The 24,909-nt window shown below is 68.1% G+C and carries 18 protein-coding genes, 1 tRNA gene and 1 pseudogene; 13 read left to right on the top strand and 7 right to left on the bottom strand.

Annotated features, from left to right (window positions below; all coding sequences use genetic code 11):
* Positions 1 to 92: 92 nt before the first annotated feature.
* Positions 93 to 353: a hypothetical protein gene (locus ACFUEJ_RS18015; protein WP_205333953.1), complete on the bottom strand. Its 261-nt coding sequence runs from the start codon at positions 351 to 353 to the stop codon at positions 93 to 95.
* 384 nt (positions 354 to 737) lie between these two features.
* On the opposite strand from ACFUEJ_RS18015, the gene ACFUEJ_RS18010 reads away from it, so the two are divergent.
* Complete coding sequence (locus ACFUEJ_RS18010) at positions 738 to 1,460, top strand: hypothetical protein (RefSeq protein WP_068971106.1); 723 nt, start codon at positions 738 to 740, stop codon at positions 1,458 to 1,460.
* Between the two features lie 13 nt (positions 1,461 to 1,473).
* On the opposite strand, the pseudogene ACFUEJ_RS18005 reads toward ACFUEJ_RS18010, so the two are convergent.
* A pseudogene (locus ACFUEJ_RS18005) lies at positions 1,474 to 2,290 on the bottom strand (SDR family NAD(P)-dependent oxidoreductase).
* A gap of 96 nt (positions 2,291 to 2,386) precedes the next feature.
* On the bottom strand, positions 2,387 to 3,484 hold the full coding sequence (locus tag ACFUEJ_RS18000) for a GIY-YIG nuclease family protein (protein ID WP_205333967.1): 1,098 nt from the start codon (positions 3,482 to 3,484) through the stop codon (positions 2,387 to 2,389).
* A 108-nt stretch (positions 3,485 to 3,592) separates the two neighbouring features.
* On the opposite strand from ACFUEJ_RS18000, the gene ACFUEJ_RS17995 reads away from it, so the two are divergent.
* Together ACFUEJ_RS17995 and ACFUEJ_RS17990 are read left to right on the top strand one after the other, a co-directional pair.
* Positions 3,593 to 4,177: a TetR/AcrR family transcriptional regulator gene (locus ACFUEJ_RS17995; RefSeq protein ID WP_068971108.1), complete on the top strand. Its 585-nt coding sequence runs from the start codon at positions 3,593 to 3,595 to the stop codon at positions 4,175 to 4,177.
* The gene (locus tag ACFUEJ_RS17990; protein WP_205333954.1) at positions 4,174 to 5,721 is read left to right on the top strand and encodes an MFS transporter; all 1,548 of its coding nucleotides are present in this window, start codon (positions 4,174 to 4,176) and stop codon (positions 5,719 to 5,721) included. Before ACFUEJ_RS17995 ends, ACFUEJ_RS17990 begins: the two co-directional genes overlap by 4 nt.
* A 14-nt stretch (positions 5,722 to 5,735) precedes the next feature.
* Here ACFUEJ_RS17990 and ACFUEJ_RS17985 read toward each other — a convergent pair whose 3' ends face one another.
* Positions 5,736 to 6,623 carry an alpha/beta fold hydrolase gene (locus ACFUEJ_RS17985; RefSeq protein WP_068971115.1) on the bottom strand — a complete coding sequence of 296 codons (888 nt, stop codon included), beginning with the start codon at positions 6,621 to 6,623 and terminating at the stop codon, positions 5,736 to 5,738.
* A gap of 165 nt (positions 6,624 to 6,788) precedes the next feature.
* On the opposite strand from ACFUEJ_RS17985, the gene fdh reads away from it, so the two are divergent.
* Genes fdh through nrfD form a run of 3 tightly spaced genes read left to right on the top strand, consistent with a single transcriptional unit; the run spans position 6,789 to position 12,277 of the window.
* Entirely contained in the window at positions 6,789 to 10,118 is a 3,330-nt protein-coding gene (gene fdh / locus ACFUEJ_RS17980) for a formate dehydrogenase (RefSeq protein WP_277243149.1), read from the top strand.
* On the top strand, positions 10,119 to 11,168 hold the full coding sequence (locus tag ACFUEJ_RS17975) for a 4Fe-4S dicluster domain-containing protein (protein ID WP_205333957.1): 1,050 nt from the start codon (positions 10,119 to 10,121) through the stop codon (positions 11,166 to 11,168).
* On the top strand, positions 11,165 to 12,277 hold the full coding sequence (gene nrfD / locus ACFUEJ_RS17970; RefSeq protein WP_137810376.1) for an NrfD/PsrC family molybdoenzyme membrane anchor subunit: 1,113 nt from the start codon (positions 11,165 to 11,167) through the stop codon (positions 12,275 to 12,277). Before ACFUEJ_RS17975 ends, nrfD begins: the two co-directional genes overlap by 4 nt.
* Before the next feature lie 499 nt (positions 12,278 to 12,776).
* On the opposite strand, the gene selD is transcribed toward nrfD, so the two are convergent.
* On the bottom strand, positions 12,777 to 13,766 hold the full coding sequence (gene selD / locus ACFUEJ_RS17965; protein ID WP_374100851.1) for a selenide, water dikinase SelD: 990 nt from the start codon (positions 13,764 to 13,766) through the stop codon (positions 12,777 to 12,779).
* A gap of 71 nt (positions 13,767 to 13,837) precedes the next feature.
* Here selD and ACFUEJ_RS17960 point away from each other — a divergent pair, with 71 nt between their 5' ends.
* The 5 genes from ACFUEJ_RS17960 (at position 13,838) to ACFUEJ_RS17940 (ending at position 19,380) form a co-directional block, all read left to right on the top strand.
* The gene (locus tag ACFUEJ_RS17960) at positions 13,838 to 14,128 is read left to right on the top strand and encodes a hypothetical protein (RefSeq protein WP_137810378.1); all 291 of its coding nucleotides are present in this window, start codon (positions 13,838 to 13,840) and stop codon (positions 14,126 to 14,128) included.
* A 33-nt stretch (positions 14,129 to 14,161) separates the two neighbouring features.
* Positions 14,162 to 14,256, top strand: a tRNA-Sec gene (locus ACFUEJ_RS17955).
* A gap of 178 nt (positions 14,257 to 14,434) precedes the next feature.
* On the top strand, positions 14,435 to 15,751 hold the full coding sequence (gene selA / locus ACFUEJ_RS17950) for an L-seryl-tRNA(Sec) selenium transferase (protein ID WP_068971196.1): 1,317 nt from the start codon (positions 14,435 to 14,437) through the stop codon (positions 15,749 to 15,751).
* A gap of 10 nt (positions 15,752 to 15,761) precedes the next feature.
* Positions 15,762 to 17,555, top strand: a complete 1,794-nt coding sequence (gene selB / locus ACFUEJ_RS17945) for a selenocysteine-specific translation elongation factor (protein WP_068971197.1) — start codon at positions 15,762 to 15,764, stop codon at positions 17,553 to 17,555.
* Between the two features lie 202 nt (positions 17,556 to 17,757).
* Positions 17,758 to 19,380, top strand: a complete 1,623-nt coding sequence (locus tag ACFUEJ_RS17940) for an HNH endonuclease signature motif containing protein (RefSeq protein ID WP_205333958.1) — start codon at positions 17,758 to 17,760, stop codon at positions 19,378 to 19,380.
* A gap of 24 nt (positions 19,381 to 19,404) precedes the next feature.
* Here ACFUEJ_RS17940 and ACFUEJ_RS17935 read toward each other — a convergent pair whose 3' ends face one another.
* On the bottom strand, positions 19,405 to 20,406 hold the full coding sequence (locus ACFUEJ_RS17935) for a zinc-binding alcohol dehydrogenase family protein (RefSeq protein WP_388030924.1): 1,002 nt from the start codon (positions 20,404 to 20,406) through the stop codon (positions 19,405 to 19,407).
* 134 nt (positions 20,407 to 20,540) lie between these two features.
* On the opposite strand from ACFUEJ_RS17935, the gene ACFUEJ_RS17930 reads away from it, so the two are divergent.
* Positions 20,541 to 20,831, top strand: a complete 291-nt coding sequence (locus ACFUEJ_RS17930; protein ID WP_139115427.1) for a helix-turn-helix domain-containing protein — start codon at positions 20,541 to 20,543, stop codon at positions 20,829 to 20,831.
* Positions 20,832 to 20,898: 67 nt separating this feature from the next.
* On the opposite strand, the gene clpB is transcribed toward ACFUEJ_RS17930, so the two are convergent.
* A complete protein-coding gene (gene clpB, locus ACFUEJ_RS17925; RefSeq protein ID WP_388030921.1) occupies positions 20,899 to 23,451 on the bottom strand; it encodes an ATP-dependent chaperone ClpB in 2,553 nt (850 codons plus the stop codon).
* A 261-nt stretch (positions 23,452 to 23,712) separates the two neighbouring features.
* Here clpB and ACFUEJ_RS17920 point away from each other — a divergent pair, with 261 nt between their 5' ends.
* Positions 23,713 to 24,816 carry a hypothetical protein gene (locus ACFUEJ_RS17920; protein ID WP_068970186.1) on the top strand — a complete coding sequence of 368 codons (1,104 nt, stop codon included), beginning with the start codon at positions 23,713 to 23,715 and terminating at the stop codon, positions 24,814 to 24,816.
* Positions 24,817 to 24,909 lie beyond the last annotated feature (93 nt).

The raw sequence follows: 24,909 nt of genomic DNA, 5'->3' as shown, positions 1-24,909 counted from the left end.
CTCGCTAGGGATGGTCTCACCTATCGACTTCGAAATCAGATCACACACAAGTCAGCAAACAAGCTAACCGTGTCCACTTTTTCAGGGGAACCTCAGTAGTTGCTCAGGGGAAAGCCGACGGGTACAAACCCATCACGCACCGAACACGTGTGACCGGGGTAGTCGTTGTAATCGTCGAGACTGGTCAACGCGAGGAAAGCAATTGCCCCGCAGATCGCCAGCACCGCAGAAACTGCGGCCGAAGATCGTCGGATGTTTCGGCCAGCGGCGCTGAAGGAGAGCCAGATGGTCCACGCCCAGAACATGAGCGCGAGGGCGACCGGTGGCGTGAGCAGAACGAAGAACCCTTCCACCGTCACTCGTTCTCTCGGCAGACCGCTACTACTCCGCAATCGTTCCACCTGACCCGGACTCCGATTGACCTCGATGTCCGCACCGGCTCAGGTCCTGCCGGAGGTGAACGAATGAGATTGGTCTCGCAGCGGTCCGCCTGAACCATTCTTCTTCAGCTTCGGCTTCGCCCACCCGGCTGATTACGGGGCGTGTATGACTGGGCACCCGAGCTCTACACCGGTCCACTCGAGCAGCCGTCGCTCGCCACCGTGCAGCACCTCCTCCATCCCAACGAGCCCGTCACAGGCTCACCAGTCACTCAGTCGAGCGGTACCGGTTAGGCGACCAGTTGTTGGCGGCTTCTGCCGACACCTAGGACTGTCCCGTCGTCTACCGTCGAAATCATGGCCGACGTCAACTTCTACTTCGACCCCGTCTGTCCGTTCGCGTGGATGACGAGCAAGTGGGTGCGAAAGGTACAGGCGCAGCGGGACTACACGGTGGAATGGCGGTTCATCTCGCTACGTCTGCTGAACGCACACGTCGATTACGACGCGCAGTTCCCGCCGGAGTACGAGGCCGGGCACACCGCCGGACTCCGCCTCCTGCGCGCGGCGGCGAGCATCCGCCGCGAACACGGACCGGCCGCCATCGGCCCGCTCTACGAAGCCCTCGGCACGCGGATCTTCGACGCGCACACCGGTTCCTACACCGTCGACACCACCGACTTTCGCGGTACCGCGGAGTTCCTCGGACCCGTCCTGGACGAACTCGGGTTGCCCGCGCACCACCTGAACGCCCTCGACGACGCCCAGTTCGACGCGGAGATCCAAACCGAGACCGACGAGGCCCTGTCCCTGACCGGTCGTGATGTGGGTACGCCGATCATCCACTTCCAGCCGCCCGAGGGAGTTGCATTCTTCGGGCCCGTGATCAGCCGTCTACCCGGTGACGACGACGCGGTCGTGCTGTGGGACCACGTGATCGGGCTGGCGAGCTTCCCGGGTTTCGCCGAGCTCAAGCGGAGCCTGCGGGAGAAGCCACAACTGCGGGCCTTCGGAGTGACCGACGGCGAGGCGGGTGTCGAGGAGGACTGGCACGGCGGGAGTCGGCGCACCAAGAAGTGAGCCGCCCCGGCGTCTACTTGAACGGATTGAGCGTCCGGCCGAGGAAGTACTGGATACCCGGCGGAATGGGACGCACGGCCGTCGTGACCAGCTTGTTCACCATGCCGGTCACGCACACCGCGTCGCCCTTCATCACCGCGTTCCACCCCTCGCGCACGACGTCCTCCGGCTCCTGCCACAGCACGCCGGGCAGGCGATCGGCGGTCTCGCGGGTCTCCGCACCCATCGCATCGTGGAACTCACTCCTGGTGAAACCGGGACACAGCGCCGTCACGTGGATGCCGTGCGGTTTCAGCTCCATGTCCAGGGACTGGGACATCAGCAGCACATACGACTTGATCGCGGAGTAGAGCAGGCCCTCCGCCGGAGGCAGCAGCGCCGTGATGGACGAGACGTTCACGATCCGCCCCCACCGGCGCTTCTTCATCCCCGGGAGCACGCGGTGGGACAGCTCGGTCAGCGAGGTCAGCATCAACTGCAGCTGCCCTCCGACCTCCTCCCACGGCGTCTCGGCGAACTTGGTGCTCAGCGACCATACCGGCGTTGTTGATCAGCACGTCGATGTCCAGCCCGAGTTCATCGGCGCGCTCGATGATCGCGGCCGGCGTGCCGGGTTCGGACAGATCCCCGGCGAACACCTCACAGCGAACGCCGTGCTCGCGATGTAGTCGCTCGGACAACTCGTCGAGCCGTTCGGCCCGACGGGCGACCAGCAGTAGGTCGTACCCTTCCGCGGCGAGATGTTCCGCGAACGTCTTGCCGATCCCGGCGGAGGCGCCGGTGATCACGGCGGTGCGGTGGTCGAATGAACTGCGTCGATCCGAGGACATGCGCCGGCTTTCTGTCGATGGACGATGCCGCGAGTAGTACCAGACCGCGCGTCCCTCGTCGGATCACGACAGGCGAGTTTGTTCCAACGAACAGGCTCAGGGAACGTGTCCGTACGGGTGCCAGCCGGACGGATTCCACTTGCCGCCGCGTTCTTGCCGGACCTCGCGCAGGCTGGTACCCACATACCGGGCCTCGAGTTCGGCGTCGGGTTTCCCGGTGTACACCCACCGCTTCGGATCCAGGTTTCCCTCGGCGTCGCGGTAGGACTCCCAGTAGTCGACGCGATGGACGGCCCGGACGAGATCGTCGGCGAACACCAGCACCGGTAGATCGGGGACGGTTCGGTGCGGCCCCGCACGCCAAGCGCTGCGAGCGGATTCGTAGATCACCTCGGCAGTGGCGTCGCTGCGGGCGGACTCGTCGACCTTCACCAGCACGCACACGTCGGGCAACGGCGGCGACACCGGCGCCGCATGTCGCAGGATCAGCTCCTCGATGCGCCACGGCCCCTGTGCATCCGGCGTCTCCGGAAGTTCCGATCCGGCCAGAGCGACGACGTCGACTACCGTGCGTCGTAGCGAAAGCGCGTGCGCTGCAGCCGAATCGACAGAATCTACATCGTACCGCAGAATCCAGTGTTCGACGCCGAACCCGTCGGCGTCGATGTCGCGGATACGCTCGGAGATGGCGGCCGCGACCTCGGCCGGATCGTCGTCGCCGACGATGTCGGCAGGGTCGGGTGCGTCGCCCGCCAGCGCGGCGGCGGTATGGCGGTATACGCGGTTCCCGCGGCCGGCGTCGACATGGAACACCGTGGCGTCACGCGGATCGACCAGTGCATAGACGTAACTACCGAGCACCGTTTGCGCTTCGTGGGGAACAGGTTTCGGGGCACCGGGCGCGGGGACGCCGACCGGCCGCAGCAGGGTGAGGACCTCGTCGACCACCGAAGGGCGGACCCCGAGCCCCCCGGCGGTGATCCCGCCGAAGACGACCTCGCCGGCGCGCTCCCGGTCGACGAATCGTCGGCCGGCGAAACGGTCGACGGCGCGCACCACATCGGCGACCTCGGCGCGCCGGGCCGCCGCACTGCGGGAGAACGTGCGCTCGTCATCCGGGTCGAGCATCTCCGCGAACGCCGACGACGACAAGAAGTCGCCGAGCGCCGTCCGGGGCAGCTCGACCGCATCGATCCTGTTCACCGCCATGGTCGCATGATGCCAGCACCCGACACGCAAACCCGCGAAGCGCTAGTGTACGTTTGTACATGTACATTCGTACATTAACTTGGAAGGGTAGTGATGACCGAGGCAGCGCCCCGCCGCCGACGAGATCCCGAGGAACGGCGACGCACCATTGTCGAGGCCGCCGCCACGCTCATCACCGAGGTGGGCTCCGAGGGGCTCACCCACCGGCTCGTCGCGAAACGTGCCGGTGTGCCGCTCGGTTCGACGACGCAGTACTTCGCCACGCTCGACGATCTGCGCGAGGCAGCGCTCGCCCGCCTGGCCGACGACATCGACTCCGGCCTGGCCGAGGTGGCCGAGACCCTCGCCGAACACGGCCCAGCCGCGGCGGTCTTCGCCGAGACGCTCCACGACTATCTGTCCGACGAGCGGTTGATCCGCGCCGACCTCGCGCTCGTGTCGGCCGCCGTCCTCGATCCCGCGCTCCGCCCGCTCGCGGTTCGCTGGCCCGACGGGCTGGTCGAGATCCTCATCCCGCACGTCGGGCAGACGGCCGCTCGCGCGATCGCCGCGTACACCGACGGCGTGGCCATACACGCACTCCTCTACGGGACGCCGCTGTCCCTCGACGACCTGACCGCCACCCTGACGGCCCTGACCGGGCTGCCCTCCCCCGAGCACGACCGGAGCCGACGATGACCCAGCGATCCGCCACCGAGACCACCAGCGCAGACGGCCTGTCCTTCCGGCGCCGATGGGCGTCGGCCGCCGTGTTGTCGGCCAGCCTGCTGGTCATCACCGTCGACCTCACGATCCTCAACGTCGCACTCCCCGACCTGGCCGGCGACCTGCGCCCGACCGCCGATCAGCAGCTGTGGATCATCGACGCCTACTCGCTCGTCCTGGCCGGCCTGCTGCTCTCCATGAGTTCACTGGCCGACCGGTGGGGCCGAAAACGGATGCTGGTCACCGGCTTCGCGGTGTTCGGTGGGGCCTCGGCACTGGTCCTGCTGGCCGAGTCACCCGAGGCGGTGATCGCGGTCCGGGTGCTGCTGGGCGTCGGCGGCGCGATGATCATGCCGACCACGTTGTCCCTGCTGCGCAGCATCTTCACCGACCCCGCCGAGCGTGCGACCGCCCTCGGGCTCTGGGCCGCGGTGTCGGGCCTCGGTGCGGCCGTCGGGCCGATCGTCGGCGGAGTTCTGCTCGAGTACTTCTCGTGGCGCGCCGCGTTCCTCGTCAACGTCCCGCTGATGGCGGTCGCCATCGTGGCCGCAGTGCTGATCCTGCCGGAGTCGAAGCACCCGCAGCCGGGCCGGTGGGACGCCGTCGGTGCGCTGATGTCGATCGCCGGCATGGTCGCCCTGGTCTGGGCCATCAAGCGGTTCGCCAAGGAGGAGAGCCTCCTCGCACCGGCCGCCTGGGTGGCCCTGATCGGCGCGGTCCTCATCCTGGCCCTGTTCGTCCGACGCTGCATGCGACGCACCGAGCCGCTTCTCGACGTCTCGTTGTTCCGCAGCCGGCCGTTCAGTGCGGGTGTTCTCGCCGCGCTCGGCTCGATGTTCGGACTGGCGGCGGCGCTCTTGCTGCTGGCCCAGTGGCTCCAGTTGGTCGAGGGCCACTCCCCGATCGCGGCCGGTGTGCGGCTGTTGCCGGTGGCGGGAGCGGCGATCGTGTCCTCGATGATCGCCGCCCCGCTGTCCCGGATGATCGGAGCCCGAGCCGTCGTGGCCGGCGGTATCGGCATCGCCGGCGTCGGGATGGCGCTGATGTTCCTCGGTTCCGACGGCCTCGACTACGGCACCGTCGCCACCGCCCAGGTGTTCGTCGGATTCGGCATCGGATCACTGGCCATCGCATCGGCGATGATCATGGCCGGCACCCCGGATGCCAAGGCGGGCAACGCCGCCGCGCTGGAAGAGACCGCCTACGACCTGGGCAATGTGCTCGGGGTCGCGATCCTCGGCAGCGTGGCGTCGATCATCTACCGGACCACGCTGACGGCCGAGCCCGTCCCCGGCGTACCCGCCGAGGTGACCGACGCGGCCGGCGAATCCCTCGGCGCCGCCATGGGTCTCGCCGAAGCCGCCGGGGCACCGGGCCTCGCGGAGCGGGCGGCGGCCGCGTTCACCGACGCCATGCAGCAGACGAGCCTGGTCGGCGGGGTCACGCTGGTCGCCGTCGCCGTGGCCGTCTTCGCGCTCGTGCCGCGCGGCACGGATGTCACGGCCGCGCAGCACTGACGTAGTCGTGCCTGTCATCCGGGCGGGGTGACGAGCTCCCGGTTGAGACGGTCGAGAAGTTCTGCGATCCGCTTCGGCTGATCGTGCGGAGCCAGGTGGCCGCAGTCGTCCAGGACTTTCAGCTCGACGTCGAGCCGCGCATGTACCACCTCAGCCAGCCGCAGTGTCGGCAAGAAGACGTCATGGTCGCCGGAGACCACCATCAAGGGGCGGTCCGTCGGCAATTCATCAGACGGCCCCGGCGCCAGACTCGTACGGCAGTGTCCGGCAACCAGATCCATCCATGCGATCAGCGCGGGATCGACGTTTCTGTCCGGCGCCGTCATCATTCGCAGCAGATCATACGAGCGTTCCGGCCGAGGCGAGGCCAGCCATGAGACGGTTGTGCGCAATGTCCGAGGCGAGACCGCCAAACGGGTGATGCCCGCAGGTGACACGAGTAGGCGTCCGGCGATCAGCGATGAGGCACCGGCCAACGCGATCGCAGCCCCGAGCGAGTGACCCAGCACGATCACCGGATGGGCGACCGTCGCGCCGAGCACCTCGTCGAGCCACCGCCCGTAGGCAGGGATCCGACCGCGTCGCCGCGGACGTTCCGGTGCACTTGTCCCCGGCTGGCCGGGCACGTCCAGACTGATGACGTCGTTGTTCCGCGCGAGTTCGGACAGCAGCGGGATCATCGTCGCCGAGTTCATGTTCGTACCCGGCACCACGACGACAGTGCGCCGGTCGGCGGGTGCCGCCGTCCCGGGGTCGGGAGACCGGGATGCAACGATCCTGGTCCGCCCCGCCGACGTCTGGACTTCCCATTGCGCGGCAACACAATCTGCTGCCGACAACCGGATCTCGCACCATCGTCGGATTACGTCGCGGCCGGATTCGGTCTTGTATGCGGTGATCATCAGGAAATCCCATCGGCGCGTCTTCACGGCACACGGCATCGATGATCAGCCCGGCAAGGGATGACAACGACACACGTGCAGCCGACCAGACTTCCCGGCACTCCACCCGCCACGATAGCAACGGTCGAGACGCAACCGCAGACGATGAGGTCTAGACTCGGACGGGTGCCAGCCTTCAGCCCCCTCGAATGGCCGGTGTTCCGCCAGTTGCGGTCGGGCGACGTCTTCGGGCGCGGACCGGCGGTCACCTCGGCGAGGACACGCGGCATCGAACCGCGCACCGCCACCGCGGACCGTGTGGTCCAGAGCGTGTGCCCGTTCTGCGCGGTGGGTTGCGGGCAGAAGGTGTACGTCAAGGACGAGCGGGTGGTCCAGATCGAGGGCGACCCGGACTCCCCGATCTCCCGCGGGCGCCTCTGTCCCAAGGGCGCGTCGAGCGAGCAGTTGGTCAACAACCCGATGCGGCAGACCTCGATCCGCTATCGGGCCGCGTACGCGACCGAGTGGCAGGACCTGGATCGCGACACCGCGATCGACATGATCGCCGACCGTTTCCTCGAGGCCCGACGCCGTGGCTGGCAGGACCGCGACGACGAGGGCCGACTGCTCCGGCGGACCACCGGTGTCGCCTCGCTCGGCGGTGCCACCCTCGACAACGAAGAGAACTATCTGATCAAGAAGCTCTTCACCGCGGCGGGCGCGATCCAGATCGAGAACCAGGCCCGCATATGACACTCCGCCACGGTTCCCGGTCTGGGGGCCTCGTTCGGACGCGGCGGCGCCACGCAATCACTGCAGGACATGGCCAACGCCGATTGCATCGTTCTCATGGGCGGCAACATGGCCGAGGCGCACCCGGTGGGTTTCCAGTGGGTGTCGGAGGCGAAGGCCAAGGGCGCGACGATCATTCACGTCGATCCGCGTTTCACCCGTACCTCTGCGGTGGCCGACCGGCACATCTCCATCCGGGCCGGCTCTGACGTCGTCCTGCTCGGTGCGCTCATCAACTACGCCATCACGCACGAGAAGTACTTCCGCGAGTACGTCGTCGCCTACACGAACGCCGCCACCCTGATCGCCGCGGATTTCCGCGACACCGAGGATCTCGACGGCCTGTTCTCCGGCTTCGACGCGGAGACCGGCGAATACGACGCCACCAGTTGGGCTTACGAGGAACCGTCCGCCCACTCCGACGACGGTGGCCGCGACAGCGAGGACGGCAAGGTCGAGTCGCCCGGCCACCCGGACGACGGGCCGCGGGTGAAGGACCGCGCGGTGGGGCACGAGCATGGCTCCGGCGGGCCGCCGCTGGAACACGGGGCGACAGTGCGCGATGACACCCTGGAACACCCGCGCAGCGTGTTCCAGATCGTCAAGCGTCACTACTCGCGCTACACACCCGAGATGGTGCGCGACATGTGCGGGATCTCGGTGCGCGACTTCGAGTATCTGGCCCGGGCCGTCACCGACAACTCCGGCCGCGAGCGCACCACGTGCTTCGGGTACGCGACCGGCTGGACCCAGCACACCTTCGGCGCGCAGTTCATCCGCGCCGCGTCGGTTCTGCAACTCCTGCTCGGCAACGTCGGGCGCCCCGGCGGCGGCATCATGGCCCTCCGCGGACACGCGAGCATCCAGGGGTCCACCGACATCCCGACGCTGTTCAACCTGCTGCCCGGGTATCTGCCGATGCCCTCGGCGGGCAAGCATGACAGTTTCGCCGACTACATCGACGCGATCACGTCGAAGGCCGAGAAGGGTTTCTGGGCCAACGCCGAGGACTACATGGTGAGTCTTCTCAAGGCGTGGTTCGGGGATGCCGCAACCGCCGAGAACGACTGGTGTTACGACTACCTGCCCCGGCTCACCGGGCCCGCCGGGACCTTCCAGACGACGGTCGACATGCTCGCCGACAAGGTCGACGGTTACTTCGTCCTCGGCCAGAACCCGGCGGTCGGATCGGCCAACGGGCGCCAGGCGCGGATGGCGATGTCGCACCTCAAATGGCTCGTCGTCCGCGACCTCAACATGATCGAGACGGCCACCTGGTGGAAGGAGGGCCCGGAGATCGAGTCCGGCGAGCTGCGCACCGAGGACATCGCCACCGAGGTGTTCTTCCTCCCCGCGGCCACGCATGTGGAGAAGGCCGGCTCGTTCACGCAGACCCAGCGCATGGTGCAGTGGCGCCACCAGGCGGTCGAGCCACCGGGTCAGTGCCAGAGCGAGATGGACTTCTTCTTCGAGCTCGGGCGGCGCATCCGCGAACGCCTCGCCGAGTCGACCGACGAACGTGACCGCCCGCTGCTCGACGTCACATGGGACTATCCCCTCGACGACCACGGCAACCCCGACCCCGAAGCGGTGCTGTCGGAGATCAACGGCTACCACGTGAACGGCGAAGACGCCGGCTCGAACCTCACGTCCTACACCCAGATGAAGCGCGACGGCTCGACCGCGGGCGGCTGCTGGATCTACACCGGGGTCTACACCGGCGCGGACACCGACGGGCCGTCGAACCTGGCCGCACGCCGGGTCCCGCAGGGCGGCGGCGGGGTCACCCAGCACGAGTGGGGCTGGGTGTGGCCGGCGGATCGTCGAATCCTCTACAACCGTGCGTCGGCCGACCCCGACGGCCGCCCGTGGAGCGAACGCAAGCGGTACATGGAATGGGACGCCGACGCCGGGCGGTGGGTCGGTCCCGACGTGCCCGACTTCCCTGTCGACCTGGCTCCCGATGCTCGTCCCGACCCGTCGGTCGGCGGCGTCGAAGCCCTCTGCGGCGACGACCCGTTCGTCATGCAGGCCGACGGGAAGGGCTGGCTCTACGCCCCGCGCGGGCTGGTCGACGGCCCGTTGCCGACGCACTACGAACCGCAGGAATCCCCGGTGGTCAACGCGCTGTATCCCCAGCAGCAGTCGCCATCGCGAGTCCTGTTCCCCCGCACGGACAATCTCGACGCACCCAGCGGCGAGAGCCCCGGCTCCGAGGTGTACCCGTTCGTGTTCACGACGTACCGGCTCACCGAGCACCACACCGCGGGTGGCATGAGCCGCTGGACGCCGTACCTGACGGAACTGCAGCCGGAGATGTTCTGCGAGATCTCACCCGAACTCGCCGAAGAGCGGGGCCTCACCAACGAGGGCTGGGCGACGATCGTGTCGCCGCGCGCCGCGATCGAGGCGCGGGTGCTCGTGACCGACCGCATGATGCCGCTGACCATCAACGGCCGGCAGGTGCATCAGGTGGGTCTCCCCTATCACTGGGGCGTGGGTTCCAACGCCGTGATCAGCGGCGACGCCGCCAACGATCTGATCGGGGTCACACTGGATCCGAACGTGCAGATCCAGGAGTCCAAGGTGGGCTCGTGCGACGTCATCGCCGGGCGCCGGCCGCAAGGCCGGGCACTGCTCGACCTGGTGCGTGCCTACCAGGAGCGGGCCGGGGTCACCGTCGAGACCGACAACCAGCACATCACCGGGAAGGCGGAGGAGTAGATGGGACAGCTGTCCGGGCCATCCGATCCCAGCACCGACGCGCACTGGAACACCCACAAGGAGCGCAAGGGGTTCTTCACCGACACCTCGATCTGCATCGGCTGCAAGGCCTGCGAGGTGGCGTGCAAGGAATGGAACGGCAACCCGCGCGACGGCGACCTCGCCCTCACCGGGATGTCGTACGACAACACCGTCGCCCTCGGCGCGAGCACCTGGCGCCACGTCGCCTTCATCGAGCAGAATTCCGACCGCATCGCCGAGGCCCGCGAGTCCGGGCGTGCGCTCGTCGGACTGGGCATGCCCGCGATGCCCGGCTCCTCGCCTGAAGATCGTTCGTCTCTGCCGACCAGGCCCTCTCCCCTGCCGGCTGAGCCGGCGAGGAGCGAAGCGACGAGCCGAGTCGAAGTCCCCGACACCCCCGAGTTCCGCTGGCTGATGTCGTCGGATGTCTGCAAGCACTGCACCCACGCCGGGTGCCTCGACGTCTGTCCGACCGGCGCGCTGTTCCGCACCGAGTTCGGCACCGTCGTGATCCAGGACGACGTCTGCAACGGCTGCGGGACGTGCGTGGCCGGATGTCCGTTCGGCGTCGTCGAGCGCCGGGCCGACGGCACCGCCGCGCCGACGACCCGCTCCGGCGAACGCAAGGGCGAGCAGCCCGAGGTGCCCAAACGCGGTGTCGCGCAAAAGTGCACGCTCTGCTACGACCGGTTGCTCGACGACGAGACACCGGCTTGCGCGAAGACCTGCCCGACCACGTCGATCAAGTTCGGCGACCACGACGACCTCGTCGACGACGCGCACGCCCGCGTCCGGGCGCTGCACGAGCAGGGCATGACCGAGGCGCGGCTCTACGGCGCCAACCCGAACGACGGTGTCGGCGGCACCGGATCGGTGTTCCTGCTGCTCGACGAGCCGGAGGTCTACGGACTGCCGCCGGACCCGCGGGTGTGCACCGCGGACCTGCCGGCCATGTACAAGCGCGCCGGGATCGCGGCGGCCGGAATGCTGGCCGCCGCCGCACTCTCGTTCCTACGGGGCGGCCGATGACCTCGTCGGAGTTCGACTCCTTCCGTCCGCCGGAGCCGCCCCGGCGGCGCGGCCGGGGTTTCGGCCGTGGCGGAAAACGCAGACCGGGTAGAGGTTTCGGGCAGGGCGACGGCAACCGTGAGATGTCGATGGTGCCCGATGCCGAATTCACCTCGTATTACGGGCATCCCGTCGTCAAGCCACCACCCTGGGACGAGAAGGTGGCCGCCTACCTGTTCCTCGGCGGTGTCGCCGGCGGCTCCGGCGTCCTGGCCGCCGGGGCCCAGCTCACCGGGCGGGACGCGTTGCGCCGCAACGCCCGCCTCGGTGGTCTGGGTGCCGTGGGTCTGGGCGGGATCGCGCTCGTCGCCGACCTCGGACGGCCGGACCGGTTCTACAACATGTTGCGCACGTTCAAGGTGACGTCGCCGATGAGCGTCGGTTCCTGGATGCTGTCGGCGTTCAGCGGGGCACTCGGCGTCGCGGCGGTCGCCGAGGTCGACCGGATGACCGGTGCGCGGCTGCCGCTCGGGCCGCTTCGTGCGGTGTTGCGCGCCGTCGAGGCCCCCGCCGGGCTGGCCGCCGGGCTGGCGGGTCCGCCGCTCGCGGTGTACACCGCGGTCCTGCTCTCCGATACCGCCGTGCCGACCTGGAACGCCATGCACCGGGACCTGCCGTTCGTGTTCGTCAGTTCCGCGAGCCTGGCGTCGAGCGGGCTGGCGCTGGTCACCACGCCGGTCGGTCAGGCCGGGCCGGCACGGACTCTCGCGGCGCTGGGCGTGGTCGGCGACCTCGTCGCGATGCGACTCACGGAGCGACGGATGGACCCGGTCGCCGCCGAACCGCTCCACCACGGAAAGGCCGGCACCCTGCTGCGCTGGAGCGAGCGACTCGCCGTCGCCGGCGGAGTGGGCGCGTTGCTCAGCGGGCGCTCCCGCCCCCTGGCGGTCGTCTCGGGACTCGCACTGCTCGCCGCGTCGGCCTGCACGCGATTCGGCGTCTTCGACGCCGGCATCGAGTCGGCCAAGAACCCCCGCTACACGATCGAACCGCAGAAGCGCCGCCTCGCGGCCCGTCGTGCCGCCGGAATCACCGACGACTCGATCACCACCGGGCCGCCCGCGCCCTGAGCGGTGCCCACTGAGGAGCGCCGCCCCCTGCTGCTCCCTGAGCGCCAGCGCCGCACTCCGCTCCCGAGCGCAAGCGCCACCCCCTCCGCTCTCTATCCGAAAAAGGCGGTCCCCATTGCTCCCTGAGGTGCGAGGAGCGCAAGCCGCCGGGCCGAGCAAGCGACGAAGGAGCGCGTCGAGGTCGACGAGCCACGAAGGGCCTGGTGAGACACGTTGCGTGACCCTTCGTGGCTCGCTTCGCTCGCACCTCAGGGAGCATGTTTTTCGGACGTTCACGAGTGTTCTTTCGTGGTCCACAACGGCCGCCAGGCCCCCGCTCCCTGAGGAGCGCCCGGAGCTTGCGGAGGGCGCGTCACGAAGGGTCTTGGCGACCGAGTCAGCGAACCCGGATACCCATCCCCGCAACCGTCTCGGCGACCCCACCGCTCCCTAATCCGAAAGAGGCGCATAACCCCTGCTCCCTGAGGTGCGAGGAGCGCAAGCGACGAGCCACGAAGGGTCAGCGCACCGTGATCCCGAAGCCCGCCACCGTCTCGCCGATCACCGGGTAGCCCGGGACCTCGCCGACCACGAGCAGCCCGCCCGAGGTCTGTGCGTCCGCGAGGAACAGCAGGTCGTCCTCGGCGACACCGGAACCGACCGTGAGGTGCGGACGCACCCAGTCGAGATTGCGGCGGGTACCCCCGGACACGAAACCGTCCCGAAGTGCCTGCGCCGCCCCGTCGACCGCGGGCACCGAAGCGCGGTCGACTACCGCGCCGACCCCCGACGCGCGGCACAGTTTGTGCAGATGCCCGAGCAGGCCGAAGCCGGTCACGTCGGTCGCCGCGCGGACGCCGGCCGCGACCGCGGCGCTCGACGCATCGCGATTGAGCGTCGTCATCAGGGCGATCGCCTCGTCGAACACCTCGCCGGTCTGCTTGTGCCGGTTGTTCAACAGTCCGACCCCGATCGGTTTGGTCAGGGTGATCGGCAGCCCCGGCTCGGCCGCGTCGTTGCGCAACAACCGGCCGGGTTCGGCCACCCCTGTCACCGCCATGCCGTACTTCGGTTCCGGATCGTCGATGGTGTGCCCGCCGATCACCGGACAGGCGGCCTGCGCCCCGACGTCGAGACCGCCGCGCAGCACCTCGGTCATCAGCTCCATCGGCAGCACCTCCCGCGGCCAGCCGACCAGGTTGATGGCGACGACGGGGGTGCCGCCCATGGCATAGATGTCCGACAGCGCGTTGGCCGCGGCGATGCGGCCCCAGTCGTACGGATCGTCGACGACCGGGGTGAAGAAGTCGGCGGTGGAGAGCACCGCGACGTCGTCGCGGATACGCACTGCCGCGGCGTCGTCGCCGTCGTCGAGTCCGACGATGATGTCGTCGCCGACCTGGCCGGTGAGTCCCGCGACCGCCTGCTCGAGCTCGCCCGGCGGGATCTTGCACGCGCATCCACCACCGTGGGCGTAGCCGGTCAGTCGGATGGGTGTCTCGCTTCGCACGGTCACCGTGTCGAGGGTAGCCCTCCGGTAATCTCCGATGCTGTCCTCCGGCGATCGCTACCATCGGGCTCATGAGGCAAGCAGACGGCGAGTACTACGTCACGGCCGGCGAGCTGCAGGCGTTCTGGGAATCCGGTCACCACTACTGGTACATGCGGGAGGACGGGTCGACCGACCTGTACGCCGACGAACTCGATATCACCCACGGCTGGCCCATCTTCCTGATGAAGCGCGACGAGGAGTGGTTTGCGAAGTGGGACGGCGATTTTGAGCGTGCCGTCGATGACGATCTCAACCCGAAGTTGATCCGCCACTTCGAGGAACTCATCACCGAGGGCAACTGGCCGCACCGGCAGGACTGACCCGGCCGCACGTCGGATAGGTTGGGACCGCGTGGAGGCGTATGGGTCCTGGTGGGCTCCCCGGTCTTCAAAACCGAGGAGGTCGAGTATCTCGGCCTGGCGGGTTCGATTCCCGTCCGCCTCCGCCAGGGGGGTCGACCGTGACCCCCGCCGGCTGAGCCGGTGACGAGCGAAGCGAGAGCCACCCCCGCCGGCTGAGCCGGTGACGAGCGAAGCGAGAGCCACCCCCGCCGGCTGAGCCGGAGACGAGCGAAGCGAGAGCCCACCCCCCGCCGGCTGAGCCGGTGACGAGCGAAGCGAGGAGCCGTGTCGAAGCCCCCCGTCACCGATCCGCGCCGTCGAATTCCGCGAACCGACGCACTGTTGGCCCTGCCCGCGGTGTCCGCGGCGCGTGCACGACTGGGCGACACAGCGATTCGCGACATCATTCGCCAGGCCCAGGACGCGGCCCGCCGCGGCGAGACGCCACCGGATGACGTCGAGCGGATCGTCGTGGAATCGGTCAGCGCGTCGTATGCCTCGTCGATCCGCCCCGTGCTCAACGCCACCGGGGTCGTCGTGCACACGAACCTCGGGCGGGCACCGCTGTCACCCGCGGCGCTCGACGCCGTCGGCGCGGCGTCGGGTTACGTCGACGTGGAACTCGATCTCGAGTCCGGCACCCGGTCGAAGCGCGGGGCGGCCACCCGCAGCGCTCTCCTACGAGCCTGTCCCGCAGCGGAAGACGCGCTGATGGTCAACAACGGTGCGGCCGCATTGGTACTGGCGACGACCGCGCTGGCGGCCGGGCGTGCAGTCGTCATCAGTCGTGGCGAGATGATCGAGATCGGCGCAGGTTTCCGGCTCACCGAACTGATCGCGTCGACAGGCGCCCGGTTACACGAGGTCGGCACCACCAACCGCACCCACGCACGCGACTACGCCGACGCCCTCACCGACGACGACGTCGGAGCAATTCTCAAGGTGCATCCGAGCAACTTCCGGGTCGAGGGCTTCACCAGCGAGACATCGCTCTCCGAGCTGCGCGGCCTCGCCCGGGCGCACGGCGTGCCCGTCGTCGCCGACATCGGCAGCGGACTCCTGCAACCCGACCCGCTGCTGCCCGACGAACCCGACGCCACCACGACACTCGAATCCGGCGCCGACCTCGTCATCGCCAGCGGCGACAAACTCCTGGGCGGACCACAGGCCGGACTCCTCCTCGGCGATGGAGCGCTCGTTCAGCGTCTCGCGAAACACCCACTCGCACGGGCCGTTCGCGCGGACAAGCTGGCACTGGCTGCGATGGAGGCAACCGTCGGCGGGCCACGACCCCCCGTCTGGGAATACCTCCACGCCGATCCCGACAGACTTCGCGTGCGTACCGAATCCCTGGGCACGGCAGTCGGATTCCCGATCGTCGCCCATGACGGACGGGTGGGTGGCGGTGGCGCACCCGGCGTGCCGCTGCCGGGGTGGGCGGTGCGGCTTCCGGTCGCAACGGCCGCCCGCCTACGCGTCGGCGATCCGGCCGTCCTACCCCGCGTTCACGACGACGCGTGTCTGGTGGACCTGCGCTGCGTTCCCGAAGCCGACGACGTGCGGGTACTCGCCGCGATCCGACAGGCTCTGGGCGCGTCGTGAAGTCGCGCTCGTGAAGTACGTGGTGGCCACCGCCGGACACGTGGACCACGGGAAGTCCACACTGGTGCGTGCTCTGACCGGGATCGAGCCGGACCGATGGGAGGAGGAACGACGCCGCGGGCTGACGATCGACCTCGGTTTCGCCTGGACCACACTGCCTTCCGGTGCCGACGTGGCCTTCGTCGACGTCCCCGGCCACGAGCGGTTCATCCCGAACATGCTGGCCGGCCTGGGCCCGGCGCCCGTCGTCCTGTTCGTCGTCGCCGCGGACGAGGGATGGAGCGCCCAGTCCGACGACCACCGTGATGCCGTCGCCGCCCTCGGCATCGAGTACGGGCTGCTGGTCATCACCCGAGCCGACCGGGCCTCGCCCGACCGCGTTCGTGAAGTGATCGATCTGTCGCGTGATCGCCTCAGCCGCACCGGCCTTTCCGATGCGCCGGCGGTCGTGGTGTCGGCGCCCGATCGCGTCGGAATCGACGAACTGCGCACACGGCTCGACGCCGTCTTGGCCGGGACATCACCGCCGTCGACCTCGGGGCGTGTCCGGTTCTGGATCGACCGGGTCTTCACCCGCACCGGCGCCGGCACCGTCGTCACCGGCACCCTATCCGCCGGGACCATCTCGGTCGGCGACACCCTGGACCTGCTCACGGTTGACGGCCGCCGGCGACTCGATGTCCGTGGATTGCAGAGCGAGGGTGCAACTCTCACCAGCGCCGGCCCGGTCAGCCGAGTCGCGATCAATCTGCGCGGCGTCGGCGTCGACGACGTCTCGCGCGGCGACGCACTCGTGACGCCCGGAGCCTGGCACACCTCCGCAGTCGCCGATGTCCGGCGCGTGAGCGGCATGTCCTTCGAGGAGGCACCGGAACACCTCGTCGCACACATCGGCACAGCGGCGCTACCGGTTCGGTTGCGCCCCTTCGACGGCGACCACGCGCGTGTGACCCTCGCCCGTGCCGTGCCGATGTCGCGGGGCGATCGGGTGGTGCTCCGGGATCCCGGCCAACGGATTGTTGGCGGTGGCGTCGTGCTGCACCCCGATCCCCCGGCGCTGACCCGGCGCGGCGACGCAACACGGCGCGCTGCCTCGCTGGCGGCCATGTCCGACGGCGCCGGGGCCGCCGAAGAAGTGCATCGGCGTGGCGCGATGCGCGTCACCGATCTGACGCGACTCGGCCTGGTCGACGACGCCGAGCCCGCTCCCCACGGCGTACGAGTGATCGGCGAGTGGTGGGTCGCCGAAACCTCCCTCACCGCCTGGGCGGAACGGCTTCACGCCGCCGTCCGCGAACTACATCAACGAGACCCGTTGTCGGCCGGGCTCTCTGCGGCCGGCGCACCCGCGCTGCTCGGGCTCCCGGACACGACGCTGCTGGCGACCGTCATCTCGGAAGCCGGGCTGTCATCGTCCGACGGGCACCTGGCAATCCCGGGTCACAAGCCCTCCCTGGGTGATGCCGACGACGCGGTCAGCGCACTGGAGCGCCGGCTCGCCGACCACCCGTTCCGTGCACCCGAGGCCGATGACCTCACCGCACTCGGCTTGGGCGCCCGAGAACTCGCCGCCGCCGAGCGCACGGGCCGAATTCTCCGTTTGCGCGACGGTGTCGTGCTGTTGCCGACCGCCCCCGCCCTGGCGATGCGCATCCTCGCCTCGCTCGATCAGCCGTTCACCACCAGCGCCGCTCGTCAGGCGCTCGGAACCACTCGGCGCGTGGTCATTCCGCTACTGGAGTACCTCGACGCCCGCGGTTGGACCCGCCGTCTTGACGCCGGGCACCGGGAGGTCGTGCGCTGAGCAACGGGCGGTGGTCCTGTCGTACAGGTCGCCGTGTGAATCGCGGGAAGAGCTTCCGTCCGAGGCCCCTACCACACGACACCGACAAGTCGACATCAACGAATAGCATTGCACAGCAGTATGTTTGGCCTTGCCGCACGTCTGGATTGGTGTACACTCGAACCTACATTCGCAGCAACGGTTCTCGGAGGAGGTGACCGTCATGCCCAGCACCGCACACGTCGGTGGCGACTCGACAGCGCCGCAACCGCGTGCCGTTGAGTTGGTGGCCGATCTCCACCGCACCCTCGACAAATTGCAGACCGTGGATCTGTCGCCGTGTACCGATGCCGAACTCGCTGAGGTGGCCGCGGAGACCGAACGCGCCATCGCTCGTCTGACCGTCGCCGGGGACCGGCAGATCGATCAGGCCGTCGCCCGCGACCTGCCACGCAAGGCCGGCTGCCGCACCCTGATGCAGTTCATGACCCACCGGCTACGAGTGTCGAACCCGATGCGCCGCCGTAAGCATATGGACGCCACCGCCCACCGGACCAGCCTCGGCGGCGAGGTCCTCCCACCCGAATACCCCTGTCTCGCCGAAGCGTTCGCACAAGGCACGGTCGGCACCGCGCACGTCCAGGCCGCATTGGACGTCCTCGACCGCATCCCGGGCACCATCGACCACGACATCAAGGTCGCCGCTGAACGACAGATGGCCGAAATCGCCGAAGCCCACACGCCTGCCGAGATCACCCGGCTCGGCGCGCGGCTGCTCGCCCATCTCGACCCCGACGGCACCCTGGCCGACGACACCGACCAGAAACGACGCCGCGGCCTGTGGATCGGTCGGCAACGCGCCGACGGCACCGCCAAGATATCGGGCACCCTGACACCCGAACTCGTCGCCCGGCTGACGATGATGTTCGCCGTCTGGGGCAAACCCGGACTCAACAACCCCGACGACCCGCAGTCGCCTCGCGGACCGGCCGGCACCGCCGACCCCGACGCCCTGGCCTCGGCAGCCGACCGCGACGGCCGCACTCTCGCCCAGACCAATCACGACGCCCTCGACGCCGCACTGGCCGCAGGCTTCGCCGACGGAACACTGGGAACCTCGCACCGAGGCCTGCCCGTGCAACTGATCATCAAAGCCGACCTCTCCGACCTGACCCGCGAAGCCGGACTCGCCACCACCGCCACCGGAACCCTGCTGCCCATCCGGGACTTGATCGCGATGGCCGCCGACATGCAACCCTGGCTCGCGATCTTCAAAGACGCCACCACCGTCCCCCTGCACTTCGGACGGGGCAAACGCCTCGCCACCCGCGAACAACGCCTGGTCTCCTTCGCCCGACCCGACGGCGAGGTGTGCTCGGCTCCCGGGTGCGATCAGCCCGCCACCCAGGTCGAGCTTCATCACGCCGAACGAGACTGGGCCAAGGGCGGACTCACCGACATCGATGACCTCGCACCGGCCTGTCCCCGCCACAACCGCATGGTCGGCGACCAACCCGGCCAGTACACCACCCGGATCGTCCGGTCCGGGCCAGACGAAGGCCGCTGCGCCTGGCGACTCAACGTCGAACCCGGCGCACCGCCCAACCCCGAATACATCAACCGCCGACCCGACATACCCAAGCGGTTGCAGGCCCACCTGGCACAGGTGCGGCGAGAGATCCACGGACGCACCACGTCCGGCGACGAGCCACGCCCACATGACGCGCGCCGCTCATGGCTGAAAACCAGCCACGTCATCGACGTCCGACCACCCCGACCCGGACCACGCACGCCCCGGCCCTCCCTCGTCGAAGCACACCTCATGGAGTTACTCGCCACCTCGTGAAGTTCGCCGGCTCATCCGCGGTGGTCAGCGCGTGAGGACCACCTTGCCGATCGCCCCTCCGGATTCGGAGACTCGGTGCGCTGTACGAAGATTCTCGATCGTGAAACCAGCCAGTTCACGGTTGACAGTGCTGCGAATCTTGCCGGCGTCGACGAGTTCGGCGACCCGGCCGAGGATCTCGTGTTGTGAGTCGTCTTCCGGTGCGAACAACGGCTTGGAGAACATCAACTCCCAATGCCAACTCTGGCTCTTCTGCTTCAGCGGGAGGGTATCGAGACCTTCGGGCTCGTCAATGGCGACGACCTGACCGTGTACACCCATGATGTCGGCATAGGACTCGACATTTCCGTCCGAGTGGGGCGAGAAGATGTAGTCCACACCGCGCGGAGCGTATGCCCGCACGTCCTCGCGCAGGCGTCTCGGGTCGACGACGTGGTGGGCACCGAGTCCTCGCGCCCATTCCTGCGACTCAGGCCGTGACGCGGTTGCGATCACGGTGAGATCAGTCAGGGTCCGGGACAACTGAATGACCATCGAGCCGACGCCCCCGGCACCCGCCACCACGACGATCGTTCCCGAGTCCGCGGAATCGACCCGCAGCTTCTCGAACAACGACTCCCAGGCAGTGATCGTGGTCAACGGCAGTGCGGCAGCCGCGCCGAAGTCGAGGGACGACGGTTTGCGCCTGACGATCCGCTCATCGACAAGATGGAACTCGGCATTCGTTCCCGGCCGATCGATCGAACCGGCGTAGTAGACCTCGTCCCCGACGGCAAACCTCGACACCTCGTCGCCGATCCCGACGACAATCCCCGCCGCGTCGAATCCCAGAACACGCGGCGGATCGGAGTCACGCAGGCCTGCACGCACTTTGGTGTCCACCGGGTTGACCGAGACCGCGCGGACCTCGACGAGGAGATCGTGCGGACGGGGGGCCGGCACCGGCATTGTCGTCTCGGCGAACGCGCTCGGGTCCTCGACGGAGTTCGCAGCGACCGCGACCAGGGCTGTCATCTCTCGTGTCATGGCGCTAAGGTATCCCCACGACCCCAGTTACCCGCAAGGGCTCCTAGTATCCAATAGAAAGCATCGAGGCCAGCGCCATGTCACTGCCGTCCCATCGCGGAGACGCCTACTCTGCGTCGTGTCCCTGCCGAGGGATGCTCGACCTTCTCGCCGACAAGTGGAGCGCCCTGGTCATCGGCGCCCTACGCGATAGACCGATGCGGTTCGGAGAGCTCCGCGTGCGGCTGGACGGGATCAGCCCCAAAGTCCTCACGGCGACTCTGCGTCGGTTGGAGACAGCCGGGATGCTCACCCGCACCGTCTATCCGGCGGTCCCGCTGCACGTCGAATACGAACTGACGGAACTCGGGGTGGACGCCGCCGGGCCGCTGGACGCACTGCGCCTGTGGGTAGAGGACAACCTCGACCGCTTCCCACATCCGTAGCCGGCGCAGACAAAGGGACCCATCCCGAAGGATGGGTCCCTTTGTCATTCACTTGTCAGTCACGAACTCAGCCCAGTACCAACGACTCTCCGTCGGCACTGACGTTGACCGGCACGACGTCACCGTCGCGGATGTCGCCGGCGAGCAGCTGCTTGGCGAGCTGGTCACCGATGGCCTGCTGCACCAGGCGGCGCAGCGGGCGAGCACCGTACAGCGGGTCGAATCCGCGTGCGCCCAGCCATTCCTTGGCCTTGGTCGACACCTCGAGGTCGAGGCGACGCTGCGCGAGGCGCTTCTTGAGCTGGTCGAGCTGGATGTCGACGATCGACACCAGTTCCTCCGGGCTCAGGGCGTCGAAGATCACCACGTCGTCGAGACGGTTGATGAACTCCGGCTTGAACGCCGACCGCACCGCCATCATGACGTGATCCTTGTCGCCCCCCGCACCGAGGTTCGAGGTGAGGATCAGGATGGTGTTGCGGAAGTCCACCGTCCGGCCCTGACCGTCGGTCAGTCGACCTTCGTCCAGTACCTGCAGCAGCACGTCGAACACGTCCGGGTGAGCCTTCTCGATCTCGTCGAACAGGACCACCGTGTACGGACGACGCCTCACCGCCTCGGTCAGCTGGCCGCCGGCCTCGTACCCGACGTAACCGGGCGGAGCACCGACGAGCCTTGCCACGCTGTGCTTCTCGCCGTACTCGCTCATGTCGATGCGGACCATCGCCCGCTCGTCGTCGAACAGGAACTCGGCGAGCGCCTTGGCCAGCTCGGTCTTACCGACACCGGTGGGGCCGAGGAACATGAACGAGCCGAGCGGCCGGTTCGGGTCCGCGACACCGGCGCGGGCACGACGCACCGCGTCGGACACCGCCTGCACCGCATCCTTCTGACCGATGACCCGGTGTCCCAGTTCCTCTTCCATGCGCAGCAGCTTGGCGGTCTCGCCTTCGAGCATGCGTCCGGCCGGGATTCCGGTCCACGCCGACACGACCTGGGCCACGTCGTCGGGTCCGACCTCCTCCTGCAGCATCACGTCCTGAGAAGGATCCGTGCCGGTCTTCTCGATCGCGGCCTCGAGCTCCTTCTCCAGTCCGGGGACGCGACCGTACCGCAGCTCGGCGGCGCGTCCGAGATCACCGTCGCGCTCCGCGCGATCAGCCTCGCCGCGAAGCCTTTCCAGCTCCTCCTTGAGGTCTCGGACCGCGTCGATCGCGGTCTTCTCCGACTGCCACCGGGCGGAGAGCTCGTTGAGCTTCTCCTTCTGGTCGGCCAGCTCGGCGCGGAGCTTCTCGAGCCGCTCCTTCGACGCCGCGTCGGTCTCCTTCTGCAAGGCGACCTCCTCGACCTCGAGACGGCGGACGATCCGCTCGACCTCGTCGATCTCGACGGGGCGCGAGTCGATCTCCATCCGCAACCGCGACGCGGCCTCGTCGACGAGGTCGATGGCCTTGTCGGGCAGGAACCGCGAGGTGATGTAGCGATCGGAAAGCGATGCGGCAGCGACCAATGCGGAGTCGGTGATGCGCACGCCGTGGTGCACCTCGTACCGGTCCTTCAGGCCGCGGAGGATGCCGATGGCGTCTTCGACCGACGGCTCGCCGACGTACACCTGCTGGAAGCGACGCTCTAGTGCGGCGTCCTTCTCGATGTACTTGCGGTACTCCTCGAGGGTGGTGGCACCGACCAGCCGCAGCTCACCACGGGCGAGCATCGGCTTGATCATGTTGCCGGCGTCCATCGCGGAATCGCCTGTCGCACCGGCTCCGACGATCGTGTGCAGCTCGTCGATGAAGGTGATGACCTGTCCGGCCGAACCCTTGATCTCGTCGAGCACGGCCTTGAGCCGCTCCTCGAACTCGCCACGGTACTTCGCGCCGGCGACCATCGAACCCATGTCGAGGGAGATGACGGTCTTGTTGCGCAACGACTCCGGCACGTCGCCGGCGACGATGCGTTGCGCGAGACCTTCGACGATGGCGGTCTTGCCGACGCCGGGCTCACCGATGAGGACCGGGTTGTTCTTGGTCCGCCGGCTGAGCACCTGCACGACGCGCCGGATCTCGGTGTCGCGGCCGATGACCGGGTCGAGCTTGCCCTCGCGGGCGGCCGCGGTCAGGTCGGTCGAGTACTTCTCGAGAGCCTGGTAGGTCGATTCGGGATCCTCGGAGGTGACCCGTGCGCTGCCGCGCACGGCGACGAACGCCTCGCGCAGAGCCTGCGGTGTCGCACCGAGGTTGTGCAGCAGTTTGGCGACGTCGGAGTCACCGGTCGCCAGGCCGACGACGACGTGCTCGGTCGAGACGTACTCGTCGTCGAGCTCACCGGCCAGCTGCTGAGCTGCGGTGACGGCCGCGATCGATTCGCGGGATAGTTGAGGCGTCGAGCTGGCGCCGGACACCGTCGGCATGCGATCGACCAGAGCCTGGGCCTGCGCACGAACGCTCGACGGGTCCACGCCCACTGCCTTGAGCAGCGGCGACGCGATGCCGTCGGACTGATTGAGCAGTGCCACGAGGATGTGGGCCGGTCGCACGTCGGGGTTGCCAGCACTGGCCGCCGCCTGCACAGCAGAACTCAATGCTTGCTGCGTCTTGGTGGTGGGGGTGAAGCTGTCCACTCGCGTGCACCTTTCTCTTAAGTCCAACAGGCTCAAGTATGAGCCATACGCGGTCTACAACGCCAACATAGTTGAGTGCATTCCGCTCAAGCCTGAAGTTTCTGTGACATAGACCACTTGCTCCAGGATGTCGGGGGTTGGCGATCCCCCGCCCTCACAGCCGTCCAGGCTCGGGACCCGACGCCACAGACTCTCCGGAACGCGACAAACCGATCCGCAGTATTGAACGACGCACAAGTCGGGCGCCTATTCTTGAGCCCGATGTCACAGCTTTCACGCGACAAGAAGAAGCGCCGCGCCCAACGTAAGCGCAAACACGACTCCGGCAGTGGCAACCACTCCAACGTGGTACCGCTTTTCGGCACAGCAAGGCGACACGTTGCTCCCGAATCATTCAAGTCGTGGCTCCGCGATGAGGTCTTCCCCGGCGACGAGGAAGCTGTCACCCACATCGGGGCGTACGCGTTCATCGTGCTCGACGCCGTCGGGCAGACGAACCCCGGTTTCGATCCGCTCTCCTGGACTACCGACGACGTCGACACCATGGTGTCGATGCTCAACCACATCGAGTCGAACCAGCAGCAGGACGCCAAACCGCTCGCCATCGCGATCGAGACGCTGCGCCGCTACCTGGTCGAGACCGGCATGTGGCTCAGCACCGAATCCGTATCGGCCTATGCCGCCGAGCAGTTTGCCCTTGCCTCCGGGCTCGAGTTACGGACCACGACAATCGAGGAAGTCGACGAGGCCACCGAACGCGCTGCCCTCCTGGACACACAGCCCGTCCGGCGGGTCACCGAGCTGTTGGACTGGCTGGGTCCGCACCGCCCCACCACGCAGAGTCGGTGGCTCAAACCGGCCGAGGCCCGCGACCTCGCCCGCCGACTCGACATCGACTTCCCCGCTCACGTCAAGAGCATGAGCGACGTCGCGTCGTTACATCACCTGTGGGGCTTTGCCCAGGCCCTCGATATCGTCGAAGCCAATACCTCGAGCGCACGTCCCGGGCGCGCCGCCCATCTGTGGCGGGACGAGCCCCGGATCGACGTGCTGCGGGTGGGTCTCACCGCATGGGTTCGGTCCGGCTTTCCTCGGGAATACAACCCCGACATCGACTTCTCGTCGTCCTTGATCGGCGTGGTCATTAGCGGACTCGGCGATTCACCGCTGAGTATCGCCGAGATCAACGCCTGGGTCCCCAAACTCGGACTCAGCGAGTTCCTCGTCGAGGCAATCCATCGTCGGCTCGAGTTGTACATCGAAGAAGGCTGGCTGACGCTCGAGGGCGACAGGTACGTCGTTCCCGTCGCGTTACGCCCTGCCGTGGTATCTGCGCTCCCCCTGCCAGGACCTCCGCAGGACTAGACTTGGCCGGCGGCGCAGGGATCCGCTGACGTCCACAGTGCGCGATCGGTAACGGAATCCAGCACACATCCCGCACTCTGCACATCTGTTCGC

It is taken from the genome of Gordonia sp. NPDC057258 (assembly GCF_042668985.1).
GTDB lineage: Bacteria > Actinomycetota > Actinomycetes > Mycobacteriales > Mycobacteriaceae > Gordonia > Gordonia hongkongensis.
Note: the sequence above shows the minus strand (reverse complement) of the source record. Positions and strands in the feature narration are given on the sequence as shown.